Annotated in this window: 14 protein-coding genes; all 14 read left to right on the forward strand. The window is 62.1% G+C overall.

The genetic code is table 11. The features are described from left to right. The first annotated feature begins 204 nt into the window (after positions 1–204). The 14 genes from leuC (at position 205) to purF (ending at position 16,677) form a co-directional block, all read left to right on the forward strand. Positions 205–1,623, forward strand: a complete 1,419-nt coding sequence (gene leuC, locus GSM73_RS00295) for a 3-isopropylmalate dehydratase large subunit (protein ID WP_139049559.1) — start codon at positions 205–207, stop codon at positions 1,621–1,623. Positions 1,624–1,634: 11 nt separating this feature from the next. Continuing rightward, complete coding sequence (gene leuD / locus GSM73_RS00300) at positions 1,635–2,279, forward strand: 3-isopropylmalate dehydratase small subunit (RefSeq protein ID WP_047229245.1); 645 nt, start codon at positions 1,635–1,637, stop codon at positions 2,277–2,279. A 135-nt stretch (positions 2,280–2,414) separates the two neighbouring features. After that, on the forward strand, positions 2,415–3,179 hold the full coding sequence (locus GSM73_RS00305) for a class I SAM-dependent methyltransferase (RefSeq protein WP_076383916.1): 765 nt from the start codon (positions 2,415–2,417) through the stop codon (positions 3,177–3,179). Positions 3,180–3,230: 51 nt separating this feature from the next. Further along, complete coding sequence (gene leuB, locus GSM73_RS00310) at positions 3,231–4,313, forward strand: 3-isopropylmalate dehydrogenase (protein WP_047229243.1); 1,083 nt, start codon at positions 3,231–3,233, stop codon at positions 4,311–4,313. A gap of 54 nt (positions 4,314–4,367) precedes the next feature. Next, positions 4,368–5,480, forward strand: a complete 1,113-nt coding sequence (gene asd / locus GSM73_RS00315) for an aspartate-semialdehyde dehydrogenase (RefSeq protein ID WP_047229242.1) — start codon at positions 4,368–4,370, stop codon at positions 5,478–5,480. A gap of 250 nt (positions 5,481–5,730) precedes the next feature. Beyond that, entirely contained in the window at positions 5,731–6,741 is a 1,011-nt protein-coding gene (locus GSM73_RS00320) for an aspartate-semialdehyde dehydrogenase (RefSeq protein ID WP_160891277.1), read from the forward strand. A 208-nt stretch (positions 6,742–6,949) separates the two neighbouring features. After that, positions 6,950–9,514, forward strand: coding sequence for a FimV/HubP family polar landmark protein (locus tag GSM73_RS00325; protein ID WP_076383918.1), 2,565 nt, complete (start codon positions 6,950–6,952; stop codon positions 9,512–9,514). A gap of 304 nt (positions 9,515–9,818) precedes the next feature. Then, positions 9,819–10,643: a tRNA pseudouridine(38-40) synthase TruA gene (truA, locus tag GSM73_RS00330; RefSeq protein WP_047229296.1), complete on the forward strand. Its 825-nt coding sequence runs from the start codon at positions 9,819–9,821 to the stop codon at positions 10,641–10,643. Between the two features lie 62 nt (positions 10,644–10,705). Continuing rightward, a complete protein-coding gene (locus tag GSM73_RS00335; RefSeq protein ID WP_076383919.1) occupies positions 10,706–11,329 on the forward strand; it encodes a phosphoribosylanthranilate isomerase in 624 nt (207 codons plus the stop codon). A 264-nt stretch (positions 11,330–11,593) separates the two neighbouring features. Then, on the forward strand, positions 11,594–12,514 hold the full coding sequence (gene accD, locus GSM73_RS00340; protein WP_047229238.1) for an acetyl-CoA carboxylase, carboxyltransferase subunit beta: 921 nt from the start codon (positions 11,594–11,596) through the stop codon (positions 12,512–12,514). Beyond that, positions 12,511–13,818: a bifunctional tetrahydrofolate synthase/dihydrofolate synthase gene (gene folC, locus GSM73_RS00345; protein ID WP_160891279.1), complete on the forward strand. Its 1,308-nt coding sequence runs from the start codon at positions 12,511–12,513 to the stop codon at positions 13,816–13,818. Before accD ends, folC begins: the two co-directional genes overlap by 4 nt. Continuing rightward, positions 13,802–14,470, forward strand: coding sequence for an SPOR domain-containing protein (locus GSM73_RS00350; RefSeq protein WP_047229236.1), 669 nt, complete (start codon positions 13,802–13,804; stop codon positions 14,468–14,470). Before folC ends, GSM73_RS00350 begins: the two co-directional genes overlap by 17 nt. A gap of 99 nt (positions 14,471–14,569) precedes the next feature. Next, positions 14,570–15,130 carry a CvpA family protein gene (locus tag GSM73_RS00355; RefSeq protein ID WP_039593931.1) on the forward strand — a complete coding sequence of 187 codons (561 nt, stop codon included), beginning with the start codon at positions 14,570–14,572 and terminating at the stop codon, positions 15,128–15,130. Between the two features lie 41 nt (positions 15,131–15,171). Further along, positions 15,172–16,677 (forward strand): amidophosphoribosyltransferase, encoded by a 1,506-nt coding sequence (purF, locus tag GSM73_RS00360; RefSeq protein ID WP_047229235.1) that lies wholly within the window; start codon positions 15,172–15,174, stop codon positions 16,675–16,677. Positions 16,678–16,711: the final 34 nt, after the last annotated feature.

Consider the following 16,711-nt stretch of genomic DNA (forward strand, 5'->3'; position numbering starts at 1 on the left):
GCCGGTCTCGGCGATGGCGATAAAGGCGTTAAGGCTGGCGAGGTCCATGGTCGTCCTGGTCGAATTCCAAATGGTTATGCAAAGCATGAAAAATATGAATTTGAGTTATTTAATGTAGCCTCATAAGATCAGCCTCACAAGCCAAGGGGTTATTGATTCACTCAAGACCCGGGGCATAGAAACAAGCTGATGAGGAACCGTCTGATGGCCGGCAAAACGCTCTACGACAAGCTCTGGGATTCGCATTTGGTCAAGCAGCGCGACGATGGTTCGGCGCTGATCTACATCGACCGTCACATCATCCACGAAGTGACTTCGCCGCAAGCCTTCGAAGGCCTGCGTCTGGCCGGGCGCAAGCCGTGGCGCATCGATGCCAATATCGCGACCCCGGACCACAACGTGCCGACCACACCGGAGCGCAAGGGCGGCATCGAAGCCATTGCCGATCAGGTCTCGCGCTTGCAGGTGCAGACCCTTGACGATAACTGTGACGAATACGGCATCGTTGAATTCAAGATGAATGACGTGCGCCAGGGTATCGTCCACGTCATTGGCCCGGAGCAGGGCGCGACCTTGCCCGGCATGACCGTGGTCTGCGGCGACTCCCACACCTCCACCCATGGTGCGTTTGGCGCCTTGGCCCACGGCATAGGCACCTCCGAGGTCGAGCACGTGCTCGCTACCCAGTGCCTGGTCGCCAAGAAAATGAAAAACATGCTGGTGCGCGTCGAGGGCAAGCTGCCGTTTGGCGTGACTGCCAAGGACATCGTCCTGGCCGTGATCGGCAAGATCGGCACCGCCGGTGGTAACGGCCACGCCATCGAGTTCGCCGGCAGCGCCATCCGCGATTTGTCCGTGGAAGGGCGCATGACCATCTGCAACATGTCCATCGAAGCCGGCGCTCGTGTCGGGCTGGTGGCCGCCGATGAAAAAACCGTGGAGTACGTCAAGGGCCGTCCGTTCGCCCCCAAGGGCGCCGAGTGGGACATGGCGGTGCAAGCCTGGAAAGACCTGGTTTCCGATGCCGACGCGAAGTTCGACACCGTGGTCGAACTCGACGCGACGCAAATCAAGCCGCAAGTCAGCTGGGGCACTTCCCCGGAAATGGTCCTGGCCGTGGACCAGAACGTGCCCGATCCTGCCCAGGAGATGGATCTGGTCAAGCGAGACTCCATCGTCCGCGCCCTGAAATACATGGGTTTGAGCGCCAACCAGGCGATCACCGACATTCAGCTGGACCGTGTGTTCATTGGCTCCTGCACCAACTCGCGGATCGAAGACCTGCGCGCAGCGGCGGTGATCGCCAAGGGCCGCAAAGTCGCCTCGACCATCAAGCAGGCCATTGTGGTGCCGGGCTCGGGCCTGGTGAAGGCCCAGGCCGAAGCCGAAGGTCTGGACAAGATTTTCCTCGAGGCCGGTTTCGAATGGCGTGAGCCTGGGTGCTCGATGTGCCTGGCGATGAACCCGGACCGTTTGGAGTCGGGCGAGCATTGCGCCTCCACCTCCAACCGTAACTTCGAAGGCCGTCAGGGCGCCGGTGGCCGTACGCATCTGGTCAGCCCGGCCATGGCCGCCGCCGCCGCCGTCAACGGCCGTTTCGTCGACGTCCGTGAATTGATCTGAAGGAGCGCAGCATGAAAGCTTTTACCCAGCACACTGGTCTTGTCGCGCCTCTGGATCGTGCCAACGTCGACACCGATCAGATCATCCCCAAGCAGTTTTTGAAGTCGATCAAGCGCACCGGTTTCGGCCCGAACCTGTTTGACGAGTGGCGCTACCTGGATGTGGGCCAGCCGTACCAGGACAACTCCAAGCGCCCGTTGAACAAGGATTTCGTCCTCAACGCCGAACGTTACCAAGGCGCCAGCGTGTTGCTGGCCCGCGAAAACTTCGGCTGCGGCTCCAGTCGCGAACACGCGCCATGGGCCCTTGAAGAGTACGGCTTTCGCAGCATCATTGCGCCGAGCTACGCCGACATCTTCTTCAACAACAGCTTCAAGAACGGCTTGTTGCCGATCATCCTGAGCGACGCTGAAGTCGATGAGTTGTTCCAGCAGGTCGAGGCCAACCCCGGCTATCAACTGCAGATCGACCTGGCGGCCCAGACCGTGACCCGTCCTGACGGCAAGGTGTTGCGTTTCGAGATCGATGCATTCCGTAAGCACTGCCTGCTCAACGGTCTGGACGACATCGGCCTGACCTTGCAGGACGGCGAGGCGATTGCCACGTTCGAGGCCAAGCACCGGGCGAGCCAGCCTTGGTTGTTTCGGGATGCTTGATCTTGTGTAAGGCGTGAAGATGCCATCGCGAGCAGGCTCGCTCCCACATTGGATTTGCGGCGCTGACAAAATCCCTTGTGGGAGCGAGCCTGCTCGCGATGACGCCAGAACAGACCCAGCCAAAAGGAAGTCCCCATGACTAGCACCGCCCACAGTCAGGTCGTACAAAAGCAATTCGGTGAACAGGCTTCGGCCTATCTGAGCAGTGCTGTGCACGCCCAGGGCACTGAGTTCGCCCTGCTGCAGGCTGAGCTTGCCGGGCGCGGCGAGGCCCGTGTGCTGGACCTGGGCTGCGGCGCTGGGCACGTGAGTTTCCATGTGGCGCCGCTGGCCGGTGAAGTGGTGGCCTACGACCTGTCCCAGCCAATGCTTGACGTTGTAGCTACGGCGGCAGCGGATCGTGGCCTGAGTAACATCACCACGGTGTGCGGCGCCGCCGAACGCCTGCCGTTCGCTGACGCTGAGTTCGACTTCGTGTTCAGCCGCTATTCGGCGCATCATTGGAGCGACCTGGGCTTGGCGCTGCGGGAAGTGCGCCGGGTGCTCAAGCCGGGTGGAGTGGCGGCGTTCATTGATGTCCTGTCACCCGGCATGCCGTTGTTGGACACGTACCTGCAAAGCGTTGAGGTGCTGCGTGACACCAGCCATGTTCGCGATTATTCGGCCGGCGAGTGGTTGCGCCAGGTCAGCGAGGCGGGGTTGCATACCCGCAGCACCACGCGCCAGCGTCTGCGCCTGGAGTACCAGTCGTGGGTCGAGCGCATGCGCACCCCCGAAGTGATGCGTGGGGCGATCCGTGAGCTGCAGCGATCGATGGGTGTTGAGGTGCGTGAATATTTTGAGATTGAGGCCGATGGTTCGTTCAGTACAGACGTACTGGTGCTGTGGGCCGAGCGATAGCACTTTTTCCGGCCAGTCCAAGCGCGGGCCGACAGAGCAAACGAGGAAAACATGAGCAAGCAGATTCTGATTCTCCCAGGCGACGGTATTGGCCCGGAAATCATGGCCGAAGCGGTCAAGGTCCTGGAGCTGGCGAACGACAAGTACGGCCTGGGCTTTGAACTCAGCCACGATGTGATCGGCGGCGCAGCGATTGACAAGCATGGCGTCCCCCTGGCCGATGAAACCCTGGATCGCGCGCGTGCCGCCGATGCCGTGCTGCTGGGCGCCGTGGGCGGCCCGAAATGGGACAAGATCGAACGCGACATCCGTCCTGAGCGCGGCCTGCTGAAGATCCGTGCGCAACTGGGCCTGTTCGGCAATCTGCGTCCGGCAATCCTCTACCCGCAACTGGCCGACGCTTCGAGCCTGAAGCCGGAAATCGTTTCGGGCCTGGACATCCTCATCGTTCGTGAACTGACCGGCGGTATCTACTTCGGCGCCCCGCGTGGCACCCGTGAGCTGGATAATGGCGAGCGTCAGGCCTACGACACCTTGCCGTACAGCGAGAGCGAAATCCGCCGTATCGCCCGGGTCGGTTTTGATATGGCGCGGGTGCGCGGCAAAAAACTGTGCTCGGTGGACAAGGCCAACGTCCTGGCTTCCAGCCAACTGTGGCGCGAAGTGGTCGAGCAGGTGGCCAAGGATTACCCGGACATCGAACTGAGCCACATGTACGTCGATAACGCTGCCATGCAACTGGTGCGCGCGCCCAAGCAGTTCGACGTGATCGTCACCGACAATATGTTCGGTGACATCCTGTCTGATGAAGCCTCAATGCTCACCGGCTCCATCGGCATGCTGCCGTCGGCCTCCCTGGATGCCAACAACAAAGGCATGTACGAGCCATGCCACGGTTCGGCGCCGGACATTGCCGGGCAGGGCATTGCCAACCCGTTGGCAACCATCCTGTCGGTGTCGATGATGCTGCGCTACAGCTTCAGTCTCAATGACGCGGCTGATGCCATCGAGAAGGCGGTCAGTGTGGTATTGGATCAAGGTTTGCGCACGGGCGACATCTGGTCGACCGGTTGTACCAAAGTCGGTACGCAGCAAATGGGCGATGCAGTAGTCGCCGCGTTGCGTAATCTGTAATCTTTGCGGCCCACCGCTTCGACGGTGGCCCACTTTTGTATAGGTGTAGTTGCGATGAAACGTGTAGGTCTGATCGGTTGGCGCGGCATGGTCGGTTCCGTGCTCATGCAGCGAATGCTGGAAGAGCAGGATTTCGATCTCATTGAACCGGTGTTTTTCACCACCTCCAATGTCGGTGGCCAGGGCCCGTCCGTGGGCAAGGACACCGGTGCGCTCAAGGATGCCTACAGCATTGACGAGCTCAAGACCCTCGACGTGATCCTGACCTGTCAGGGTGGCGACTACACCAGCGAAGTCTTCCCGAAACTGCGTGAAGCCGGCTGGCAGGGTTACTGGATCGACGCCGCCTCCAGCCTGCGCATGCAGGACGACGCCGTGATCATTCTCGACCCGGTGAACCGCAAGGTCATCGACCAGCAACTGGACGCGGGCACCAAGAACTACATTGGCGGCAACTGCACCGTCAGCCTGATGCTGATGGGCCTGGGCGGCCTGTTCGAGGCCGGTCTGGTGGAGTGGATGAGTGCCATGACCTATCAGGCGGCCTCGGGAGCCGGCGCGCAGAACATGCGTGAACTGATCAAGCAAATGGGTGCGACCCACGCCGCTGTCGCCGATGACCTGGCCAACCCGGCCAGTGCCATCCTGGACATCGATCGCAAGGTCGCCGAGGCGATGCGCAGCGATGCGTACCCGACCGAGAACTTTGGCGTGCCGTTGGCCGGCAGCCTGATCCCGTGGATCGACAAGGAACTGCCGAACGGCCAGAGCCGTGAAGAGTGGAAGGCCCAGGCCGAAACCAACAAGATCCTCGGTCGCTTCAAGAGCCCGATCCCGGTGGATGGCATCTGCGTGCGTATCGGCGCCATGCGCTGCCACAGCCAGGCGCTGACCATCAAATTGAACAAAGACGTGCCGATCGCCGACATCGAAGGGCTGATCAGCCAGCACAACCCTTGGGTCAAGCTGGTGCCGAACAACCGCGAAATCAGCATGCAGGAGCTGAGCCCGACCAAGGTCACCGGCACCTTGAACGTACCAGTGGGTCGTCTGCGCAAGTTGAACATGGGCTCGCAATTCGTCGGTGCCTTCACCGTCGGCGACCAGTTGCTGTGGGGCGCGGCCGAACCGCTGCGTCGCATGCTGCGGATTCTGCTCGAGCGTTGATCGGTCTCTGCTGTGAAAGAGCCCGTGCCTTGTGAGAGGTGCGGGTTTTTTTATGGGAACGGTGTCGTCTGTGACATCGCCATCGCGAGCAGGCTTGCTCCCACGGTGGATCTTCAGTGGCCACAACACCTGTGGGAGCGAGCTTGCTCGCGATGGGGCCAGTACAACCACTGCAAACTCCCCTGCCAATTGCCTGCATACCCCCCACCCGGTAAAGTGCCGCTCCCCACGTTTTACCTGAGGTAGACCCATGAGCCAGTCCTTTGATATTGCCGTGATCGGCGCCACCGGTACTGTCGGCGAAACCCTTGTCCAGATTCTCGAAGAACGTGACTTCCCGATCGGCAACCTGCACCTGCTGGCCAGCAGCGAGTCGGCAGGAAGCTCGGTGATGTTTCGCGGCAAAAATGTGCGGGTGCGCGAAGTCGACGAATTTGATTTCGGCAAAGTCCAACTGGTGTTTTTTGCCGCCGGCCCGGCGGTGACCCTGAGCTTCGCCCCGCGTGCCACGGCGGCCGGTTGCGCGTTGATTGACCTGTCCGGCGCTCTGCCGCCTGAGCAGGCGCCGCAGATCGTGCCGGAAGCCAACGCCGGGCTGCTGGCGAGTCTGAGCAAGCCGTTTCAAGTCAGCAGTCCCAGTGCGTCGGCGACCGCGCTGGCCGTGGTGCTGGCGCCGCTGCGCCAATGCCTGGCGTTGCAGCGCATCAGCCTGACCGCCAGTCTCGCTGTGTCCGCTCAGGGCCGCGCCGCCGTCAGTGAGCTGGCCCGTCAGACTGCCGAGTTGCTCAATGCACGTCCCCTTGAGCCGAAATTTTTCGATCGGCAAATGGCGTTCAACCTGCTGGCTCAGGTGGGTACCCCGGACGAGCAGGGTCACACGCTGCTGGAAAAGCGTGTGGTGCGTGAATTGCGTCAGGTGCTGGAACAGCCTTCGTTAAAGATTTCCGTCACTTGCATTCAAGCCCCGGTGTTTTTTGGCGATAGCTTTAGCGTGACTGTGCAGGCAGCCAGCGCCGTCGACCTGGCGAAAGTCAACGCAGCCTTGGAGGCGGCACCCGGCATCGAGCTGGTGGAGGCGGGCGATTACCCGACTCCGGTGGGCGATGCGGTAGGGCAGGATGTAGTCTACGTTGGACGTGTGCGCGGGGGGATCGATGACCCAGCGGAACTAAATATGTGGCTGACGTCAGATAACGTACGCAAGGGCGCGGCGCTCAATGCTGTGCAAGTGGCTGAGTTGTTGATAAAAGACCTGCTGTAAAAGATACTTGGCAACAATTTGTCGAATGATTCTAGCTGGGCGCTATGCTTGGCCAGAGTGCTGAAGGCGAACCTCCCTCTCGGGGCTTTCCCCGAGCATAAGTGAAACGATCGCGCGCGCCGTTGCTTCGGGGGGCGCGCAATGCCTTACGGCAGCGGCATCAACACCTTCTCGCTGGCCGAGGAATGTTCAAACAAAGGAAGAGGCTATGGTTCAAGTTCGCAAACTGGTGTTAGCAATAGCGGCCGCCTCGGCGCTGTCCTCCGGTATGGCGCAAGCACTCGGGCTCGGGGAATTGACCCTGAAGTCGCCGCCGAACCAGCCTCTGGTCGCCGAGATCGAGCTGCTCGATGTCCAGCAATTGACCGCCGCCGAAGTCGTGCCGAGCCTGGCCTCGCCCGAGGAGTTTGCCAAGGCCGGAATCGACCGCCAGGCGTTTCTCAATGACCTGACCTTCACCCCGGTAATCAATGCCAATGGCAAGAGCGTCTTGCGGGTGACTTCCAGCCAGCCGCTGTCGGAGCCGATGGTCAAGTTTCTGGTGCAGGTGATGTGGCCCAATGGCCGTCTGCTGCGCGACTACAGCGTGTTGATCGACCCTTCCAAATTCTCCCCCCAGGCGGCTGACGCCGCCCGGACGAAGCCGTCCCAGGTCGTCTCCACGCCGGTGACGGGCGCCACCAAGCCTTCCCAATACACCACCACGCCGCGCGATACACTTTGGGAAATTGCTGCCAAGGTGCGCAACGGCGGGTCGATCCAGCAAACCATGCTGGCGATCCAGGCGTTGAACCCGGACGCATTCATCAACGGCAACATCAATCTGCTCAAGACCGGCAAGGTATTGCGTCTGCCGGATCCGGTGCAAAGCACCGCGTTGCCGCAGCCCCAGGCTATCGCTGAAGTGGCTGCGCAGAATGCCGCCTGGCGTCAGGGGCGGCGGGGCGTTGCGCGTTCCGGCCAGCAGCAGTTGGACGGTACCAAGCGTGGTGGCAGTCAAGCTGCACCGGCCCAGGCGGCCGGTCGCGATAATCTGAGTCTGGTCTCCGCCGAGGCTGCGAAGGCCGGCGCCAAAGGCGCTGCCGGCGATGCCCAAGCCCTGAGCAACCAGCTCGCGGTCACCCAGGAAAGCCTCGATTCGGCTCGCCGCGACAATGAAGAACTCAAAAGCCGCATGGCGGATCTGCAGAGCCAGCTGGACAAGCTGCAGCGCCTGATCGAGCTGAAGAACAATCAACTGGCCAAAATGCAGGCTGATGGTGTCGCCGTACCGCCGCTCGATGAGTCGGCCCCGGCGATGTCGGCAGAATTGACGCCGGACCCAACGGCGCAAGCCCCTGCGCCCGCACCTGAAGCGACGCCGCCCGTGACTCCCGTGGAGCCAGCCCCGGCAGCGTCCAGCGAACAAAAGTACAACGATTTGCTGACCAATCCGATCCTGTTGGGTCTGGTTGGCGGTGGCGCGTTGATCCTGCTGTTGTTGCTGCTGTTGCTGGCCCGTCGCCGCAAGGCGCAACAGGAAGCCGAGAAGCACTTGCGCATGGCCCGAGCCCTCGAGGAGGAGGCTGATTTCTCCCCGGAGCTCGATCTGCCCCCGAGCAGCTTCGAGGGCATTGAAGTTCCACCGCCAAGCGTAAAGCTCGAACCAAAACCCGCTCCCGCGCCAGCGCCCAAGCCAGCCCCGGTGATTGCGCCCGTGATCGTCACGCCGCCGATCGCCGCGCCATTGGTGGCTCCGGCTGCCGAGCGTTCCGACGATGTGCTGGGTCAGGCCCAGTCCCACATTGATCGTGGTCGTTTGAATCAGGCGGCCGATCTGCTTGAGCAGGGCATCAAGGCCGAGCCTCAGCGCAGCGACCTGCGCCTGAAACTGATGGAAGTCTACGGTCAGCAGGGCGACCGCGACGCCTTTGTTGCCCAAGAGCGCCAACTGGTGGCCAACGGCGAAAACTATGCCCAGGTCGAACAGCTCAAAAGCCGTTTCCCGGCCATGGTGGTCGCCACCACTGCCGGTCTGGCCGCCGCGGCAGTCGCTGCCGAGCTGGACGCCCAGTACGTCAAGGATTTGCTGGAAGATACGCCGCCCACCGATGAGGAGCTCGACAGCGCCTTCGACCTGAGCCTTGAGGATCTGGAAGCCGCACCGGCAACGCCTGAGCCAGAGCCTGTCGTCGAGCTGGATGCATTCCCGTCCGATGATGACCTGGACTTCGAATCGTTGCTCAAGCAGCAGACCGAGGCCAATGAAAGCCTGGATGACCTGTCGGAGTTCGACCTTGACCTGGGTGCCGACGCCCCGGCGCCGACGCCGGCCCTGGCCGACGAAGACTTCCTGCTGGACCTGGATGACGACCTCAAGGGCCTGGATGAGCCTGCCGTCCAAACCCCTGCGGTGGCCGACACCCCGTCTGACGACCTTGAGCTGCCGGAAGATTTCGACCTGTCCCTGGCCGATGAAATGGACGTGCAAGACAAACCCAAGGACGCCTTCGAGTCCGAACTGGACGATGTCAATGCCGAGCTTGAGCGCCTGTCCGACAGCCTCGCTCAGCCGACTTTCACTGCTGAAGACGCGTTGGCCAGTGCCGACGATGAGCCGGATTTCGACTTCCTCAGCGGTACCGATGAAGTGGCGACCAAGCTCGATCTGGCCCAGGCCTACATCGACATGGGTGACAACGATGGTGCCCGGGATATCCTCGGCGAAGTCCTCAGCGAAGGCGATGCCACGCAGAAGAGCGAGGCGCAGGAAATGTTGTCGCGCCTGGCCTGAGGTGATCGGGTAAACAAAAGCGGCAGCCGGTGAGGCTGCCGTTTTTGTTTGGGCTGGAGTTTAGGGTGGCTGGCGGGCCTCATCGCGAGCAGGCTCGCTCCCACAGAGGTTCTCGGGTATTCACAAATCCTGCGCCCAGCACAAATCCCTTGTGGGAGCGAGCCTGCTCGCGATGGCGCCAGTACATTCAACACATGACCACCGGTTGGACTGGCATCCCATCCCGCCGGCCTTATAATGCCCGCCTTTGCGTACTTCAGCAGGCTGTAATTCCTTGGCAAACATAGACAACCCGGCCGCCGAAATGGCGGCCGACGGCTTTTTCCGGATCGCCCTGGGCGTTGAATATAAGGGCTCGCGCTATCGCGGCTGGCAGCGCCAGGCCTCCGGTGTGGCGACGGTGCAGGAAACCCTCGAAAACGCACTGTCCAAAGTCGCTGATTCGCCCGTGTCGCTGCATTGTGCCGGCCGTACCGATGCCGGCGTGCACGCCTGCGGCCAGGTGGTGCATTTCGACACCCAGGTCGAGCGTTCGATGAAGGCCTGGGTCATGGGGGCCAACATCAACTTGCCTCACGACGTCAGTGTCAGCTGGGCCAAGGCAATGCCGGCGCATTTCCATGCACGCTTCAAGGCCATCGCCCGGCGTTATCGCTACGTGATCTACAACGACCAGATCCGCCCCGCGCATCTGAACGAAGAAATCACCTGGAACCACCGTCCGCTGGACGTCGAGCGCATGGCTGAAGCCGCGCAGTACCTGGTCGGTGTTCATGATTTCAGCGCCTTTCGCGCCGGCCAGTGCCAGGCCAAGTCACCGATCAAAGAGCTGCATCACCTGCGGGTGACCCGCCACGGCAAAATGATCGTGCTCGATATCCGCGCCAGCGCCTTCCTGCATCACATGGTGCGCAACATCGCGGGCGTGCTGATGACCATCGGTGCCGGTGAGCGGCCGGTGGAGTGGATCAAGGAAGTGCTCGAAAGCCGCATCCGGCGTTCCGGCGGCGTGACGGCGCACCCGTTTGGCCTGTACCTGGTGCAGGTCGAATACCACGATGAATTCGAGCTGCCGCAGCGTTACATCGGGCCACATTTCCTCACGGGCTTCTCGGAACTCGACGGCTGACGCCCTGCGCAGCATTTGCTACCATCCGGGACTTTCACGGATTTGCCTGAGGTTTTGACGACATGCCGGCCGTTCGCAGCAAGATTTGCGGGATCACCCGCGTCGAGGACGCGCTGGCGGCGGTGGAGGCTGGTGCCGATGCCATCGGGCTGGTGTTTTATGCCAAGAGCCCGCGCGCGGTGACGGTGCAGCAGGCGAGGGCGATCATCCGGGCCTTGCCTCCGTTCGTGACCCCCGTCGGCCTGTTCGTCAACGCCAGTCGTTGTGAGCTGGGCGAGATACTCGACGCGGTGCCGTTGGCCCTGTTGCAGTTTCACGGGGACGAGACGCCCGCCGATTGCGAGGGCTGGCATCGTCCGTACATCAAGGCGTTGCGGGTCAAGGCCGGTGATGACATCGCGGCCAGTTGCGATGCCTTTGCCGGTGCCAGTGGCATACTGCTGGACACCTATGTGGAAGGCGTTCCCGGTGGGACCGGTGAAGCATTCGACTGGTCGCTGGTGCCCCAGGGCCTGAGCAAACCGATTATCCTCGCCGGTGGGTTGACGGCGCAAAACGTGGCCGAAGCCATCCGTCAGGTTCGCCCTTACGCGGTCGATGTCAGCGGTGGGGTAGAGCAAAGCAAGGGCATCAAGGATCCGGCCAGGATTCGTGCGTTCATGGCCGCTGTACGCAGCAGCCAGTAGTCAATGTGACGGCTGGCAGACTGCCGCCGTCCATACCAGCACTGTACAAAGCAGGCAGGCGCCGCCTCCGGGTGGGCCGATAGCGTAGTGGTAGCCGCGGTGCCGCGGTTGCCGGGATGGCTGAGGAGGTTGGGCTGCCGCAGGTCATGCTTCGCGCTGATCGTGGTGGTCCCTCGACCCTCGCCGCACAATGAATTTAGCTCAAGGGCATACGCGGGGCCGCGAACCAGAGCGTTCGGGTCACCGGTACTGGAGAAAGAAAGCATGAGCAACTGGTTGGTAGACAAACTGATCCCTTCGATCATGCGTTCCGAGGTGAAAAAAAGCTCGGTGCCTGAAGGTCTGTGGCACAAATGTCCATCCTGCGAAGCGGTGCTGTACCGCCCCGAGCTGGAAAAGACCCTGGACGTTTGCCCCAAGTGCAACCATCACATGCGCATCGGTGCGCGTGCCCGTATCGACATCTTCCTGGATGCCGAAGGCCGTGTTGAGCTGGGTGCCGACCTGGAGCCGGTGGACCGCCTGAAATTCCGCGACGGCAAGAAGTACAAGGATCGCCTGACCGCGGCCCAGAAGCAGACCGGCGAAAAAGACGCCCTGGTGTCCATGAGCGGCACCCTGCTGGGCATGCCGGTGGTGGTTTCGGCCTTCGAGTTCTCCTTCATGGGGGGCTCCATGGGGGCCATCGTCGGCGAGCGCTTCGTGCGTGCCGCCAACCATGCCCTGGAAAACCGTTGCCCGATGATCTGCTTTGCCGCTTCCGGTGGTGCGCGTATGCAGGAAGCGCTGATCTCCCTGATGCAAATGGCCAAGACCTCCGCGGTGCTGGCGCGTCTGCGTGAAGAAGGCATTCCGTTCATCTCGGTGTTGACCGACCCGGTCTACGGCGGCGTTTCCGCCAGCCTGGCGATGCTGGGCGATGTGATCGTTGGCGAGCCGAAGGCGCTGATCGGTTTTGCCGGCCCGCGCGTTATCGAGCAGACCGTGCGCGAAAAATTGCCGGAAGGCTTCCAGCGCAGTGAGTTCCTGCTGGAGCACGGCGCCATCGACATGATCATCCACCGCCAGGAGTTGCGTCCGCGTCTGGGCAATCTGCTGGCGCAACTGATGGGCCTGCCGACCCCGAAATTCGTCGCCGCCCCCATCGAGCCTATCGTGGTTCCGCCGGTGCCAGCGAACATATGACCCAACGTACCCTGGGCGATTGGCTTGCCTACCTTGAGCAGTTGCATCCGTCAGCCATCGACATGGGGCTGGAGCGCTCGCAAGCGGTAATGTCCCGCATGGGACTGGCCAAGCCGGCGCCCCGGGTCATCACCGTTACCGGCACCAATGGCAAGGGTTCGACCTGCGCCTTCGTGGCCTCGCTGTTGCGGGCCCAGGGGTTGAGCGTTGGTGTCTACAGTTCGCCGCACCTGTTGCGCTACAACGAGCGGGTGCAGATCAACGGCGTCGAAGCCTCTGACGCCGAGTTGTGCGAAGCCTTTGCTGCGGTGGAAGCCGGGCGGGGCGAGATTTCCCTTACCTATTTCGAGATGGGCACCCTGGCGGCGTTCTGGCTGTTCGCGGGTGCCGGTCTTGATGCCGTGGTGCTTGAAGTCGGCCTGGGTGGCCGGCTCGATGCTGTCAATCTGGTGGATGCGGACGTTGCGCTGGTCACCAGCATCGGTGTGGACCATACCGATTATCTGGGTGACACCCGTGAGTCCGTCGCCTTCGAGAAAGCCGGCATCTTCCGCCCGGGCGCGCCTGCGCTCTGTGGTGACCTCAATCCCCCTCAACCGTTGCTGGACAAGGTCCGCGAGTTGGGCTGCCCGTTCTTTCTGCGCGGGCGGGATTTCGACCTGGCAATGACTGAGCAGCATTGGCAATGGCGGGGCAGTGACGCCCGGGGCAATCCGGTGGAGTTGCGCGATTTGCCGCTGCTGGAGCTGCCGATGGAGAACGCCGCGCTGGCGCTCCAGGCCTACCTGTTGCTGGACCTGCCATGGCATGCCGGGCAAATTATCGACGCGTTGCAAGCGACTCGCGTCGTCGGTCGTCTCGATCGTCGCCAGTTCGATTGGCACGGCAAGCGCCTGAATCTGCTGCTTGATGTCGGCCACAACCCTCATGCGGCGCAGTATCTGGCCGAGCGCCTGGCGCGGCGGCCGGTAGCCGGGCGCCGCCTGGCGGTATTTGGGCTGCTTGGCGACAAGGATCTGGATGGCGTTGTCGATGCGTTGGGTGCTAGTGTCCAGCATTGGGCGGTAGCACCGCTGGATTCTCCGCGCTCGCGCCCGGCTGCCGAACTACGGGAAGCCTTGCAGCGTCGCGGCGCTTGCGTAGAGACTTATGACAGCGTGGCCGCGGCGCTGGAAGGGCAGTGCGCCCTGGCGACGGTCGACGATGAGATCCTGCTGTTCGGATCATTTTTTTGTGTTGCCGAGGCCCTTCAATGGCTGGCCCGGCGCTCCACGGAGGAAGCTGCAGATGGCATTGCTGGATAAAGCGTACAAGCAGCGCATGGTCGGGGCCCTGGTATTGGTGGCCTTGGCGGTGATTTTCCTGCCGATGCTGTTTTCTCGTCAGGATGAGCAGCGCCAGGTTACGGTCGACGCTCCGGCTGCCCCCCAGGCGCCGTCTGTCGCGCCCGTGCAGGTCGAGCCGGTGCTGGTGCCTGAACCTGAAGCGCTACCCCAGGAACCCGTTCCGAGCGACGAGGAGCTGGCCGAGCAACCTGCGCCTTCCCTGCCGATCGAGCCTGCGCCGGCGGCGCCCGCCACGGCAGCGCCGGCTCCGAGCAAGCCGGCAGTCGCTCCAGCCCCGGCAGCACCGGTGGCCAAGCCGGCCCCGACCCAACCGATTACCCCAGCCCCGGCCAAGCCGGATACCACGCAAAGCCGCGTGGACGCCAACGGTCTGTCGGTCAGTTGGTCCGTTCAGTTGGCCAGCCTGAGCAATCGTGAGAGTGCCGAAAAACTGCAGAAAACCCTGCGCAGCCAGGGCTACAACGCCTATATCCGCACCGCCGATGGCAAGAATCGCGTATTTGTGGGGCCGCTGATCGAGCGTGCCGAGGCCGATCGGCTGCGGGACCTGCTCAGCCGCCAGCAGAACCTCAAGGGTTTTGTGGTGCGTTTTCAGCCTGAGCGCGGTTGACGGCGGTTTGCCTGATTTGAATCACACTGACAATCGCAGCTTACCGACAGCTCTGGCCTCTGCTAAAATGCGCCGCCTTATCCGTCTGTAGGCTGCACCGTGCCATTTACCTGGGTTGACTGGGCGATCGTTGCAATCGTCGCCATCTCCGCATTGATCAGTCTGAGCCGCGGCTTCGTCAAGGAAGCCCTCTCGCTGCTGACCTGGATCATCGCGGGGGTCGTAGCCTGGATGTTTGGTGGTTCGTTGTCCCAGTACCTCGCCGGATACATTGAAACTCCGTCGGCCCGCGTGATCGCGGGCTGTGCCATCTTGTTTATCGCCACCTTGCTGGTCGGCGCAATGATCAACTACCTGATCGGCGAACTGATTCGCGTCACCGGGCTTTCCGGGACGGACCGGTTCCTGGGCATGGCCTTCGGCGCGGCGCGTGGCGCGTTGCTGGTGGTCGTGGCTGTCGGGCTATTGAGCCTGGGGCCGGTACAGCAGGATACGTGGTGGCAGGAGTCCCGGCTCGTGCCACAATTTCTATTGGTCGCAGACTGGTCCAAGAACCTGATCCTGGGTTGGAGCAGTCAGTGGCTTGCCAGCGGTATCAGCGTACCCGCTGAAATACCGTTCAAGGAACAACTCTTGCCGATGGCCAAAACGCCGCAGTGAGTGTTGTTCAGTTCAGATCCATTAAGTAGGGGTTGTGTCGCATGTGTGGCATCGTCGGTATCGTCGGTAAGTCGAACGTCAATCAGGCGCTGTATGACGCGCTAACCGTGCTCCAGCACCGCGGCCAGGACGCTGCCGGTATCGTGACCAGCCATGACGGCCGGTTATTCCTGCGCAAGGACAACGGGCTGGTGCGTGACGTGTTCCATCAGCGTCACATGCAGCGCCTGGTTGGTCACATGGGCATTGGCCATGTGCGCTATCCAACAGCGGGCAGCTCGACTTCGGCCGAAGCCCAGCCGTTCTACGTCAACTCGCCGTACGGCATCACGTTGGCGCACAACGGCAACCTGACCAACGTCGAGCAGTTGGCCAAGGAGATCTACGAATCGGACCTGCGCCACGTCAATACCAACTCCGACTCGGAAGTGATGCTCAACGTCTTCGCCCATGAACTGGCCCAGCGCGGCAAGCTGCAGCCTACCGAAGAAGATGTGTTCGCCGCTGTGACCGACGTGCATAACCGCTGCGTCGGCGGCTACTCGGTCGTGGCGATGATCACCGGTTACGGCATCGTCGGTTTCCGCGACCCCCATGGCATCCGCCCGATCGTGTTCGGCCAGCGTCACACCGACGAAGGCGTCGAGTACATGATTGCCTCGGAAAGCGTGTCCCTGGACGTTCTGGGCTTCACCCTGATTCGCGACCTGGCCCCGGGCGAAGCGGTCTACATCACCGAAGACGGCAAGTTGTTCACCCGTCAGTGCGCGACCAACCCGAGCCTGACTCCGTGCATCTTCGAGCACGTCTACCTGGCGCGCCCGGACTCGATCATCGACGGCATCTCGGTCTATAAGGCCCGCCTGCGCATGGGCGAGAAACTGGCCGACAAGATCTTGCGCGAGCGGCCGGACCACGACATCGACGTGGTCATCCCGATCCCGGACACCAGCCGCACCGCGGCCCTGGAGCTGGCGAACCACCTGGGCGTCAAGTTCCGCGAAGGCTTCGTGAAGAACCGTTACATCGGCCGTACCTTCATCATGCCCGGCCAGGCCGCGCGGAAAAAATCGGTACGCCAGAAGCTCAACGCCATCGAACTGGAATTTCGCGGCAAGAACGTGATGCTGGTGGATGACTCCATCGTGCGCGGAACCACGTGCAAGCAGATCATCCAGATGGCCCGTGAAGCCGGTGCCAAGAACGTATACTTCTGCTCGGCGGCGCCGGCCGTGCGTTATCCGAACGTCTACGGCATCGACATGCCGAGCGCCCACGAGCTGATCGCCCACAATCGCACTACCCAGGAAGTGGCCGACCTGATCGGCGCCGACTGGCTGATCTATCAGGACCTGCCGGACCTGATAGAAGCGGTGGGTGGTGGCAAGATCAAGATCGAGCAGTTCGACTGCGCAGTGTTTGACGGCAAGTACGTCACCGGTGACGTCGATGAGGCCTACCTGAACAAGATCGAGAACGCTCGTAACGATGCGTCCAAGGCCAAGACCCAGGCGGTCAGCGCGATCATCGATCTGTACAACAACTGAGTGACAAGCCGGCCCTGAGGGGCCGGTTTGCGTT

This window comes from Pseudomonas sp. PICF6 (genome assembly GCF_009831705.1).
Taxonomy (GTDB): Bacteria; Pseudomonadota; Gammaproteobacteria; order Pseudomonadales; family Pseudomonadaceae; genus Aquipseudomonas; species Aquipseudomonas rhizophila.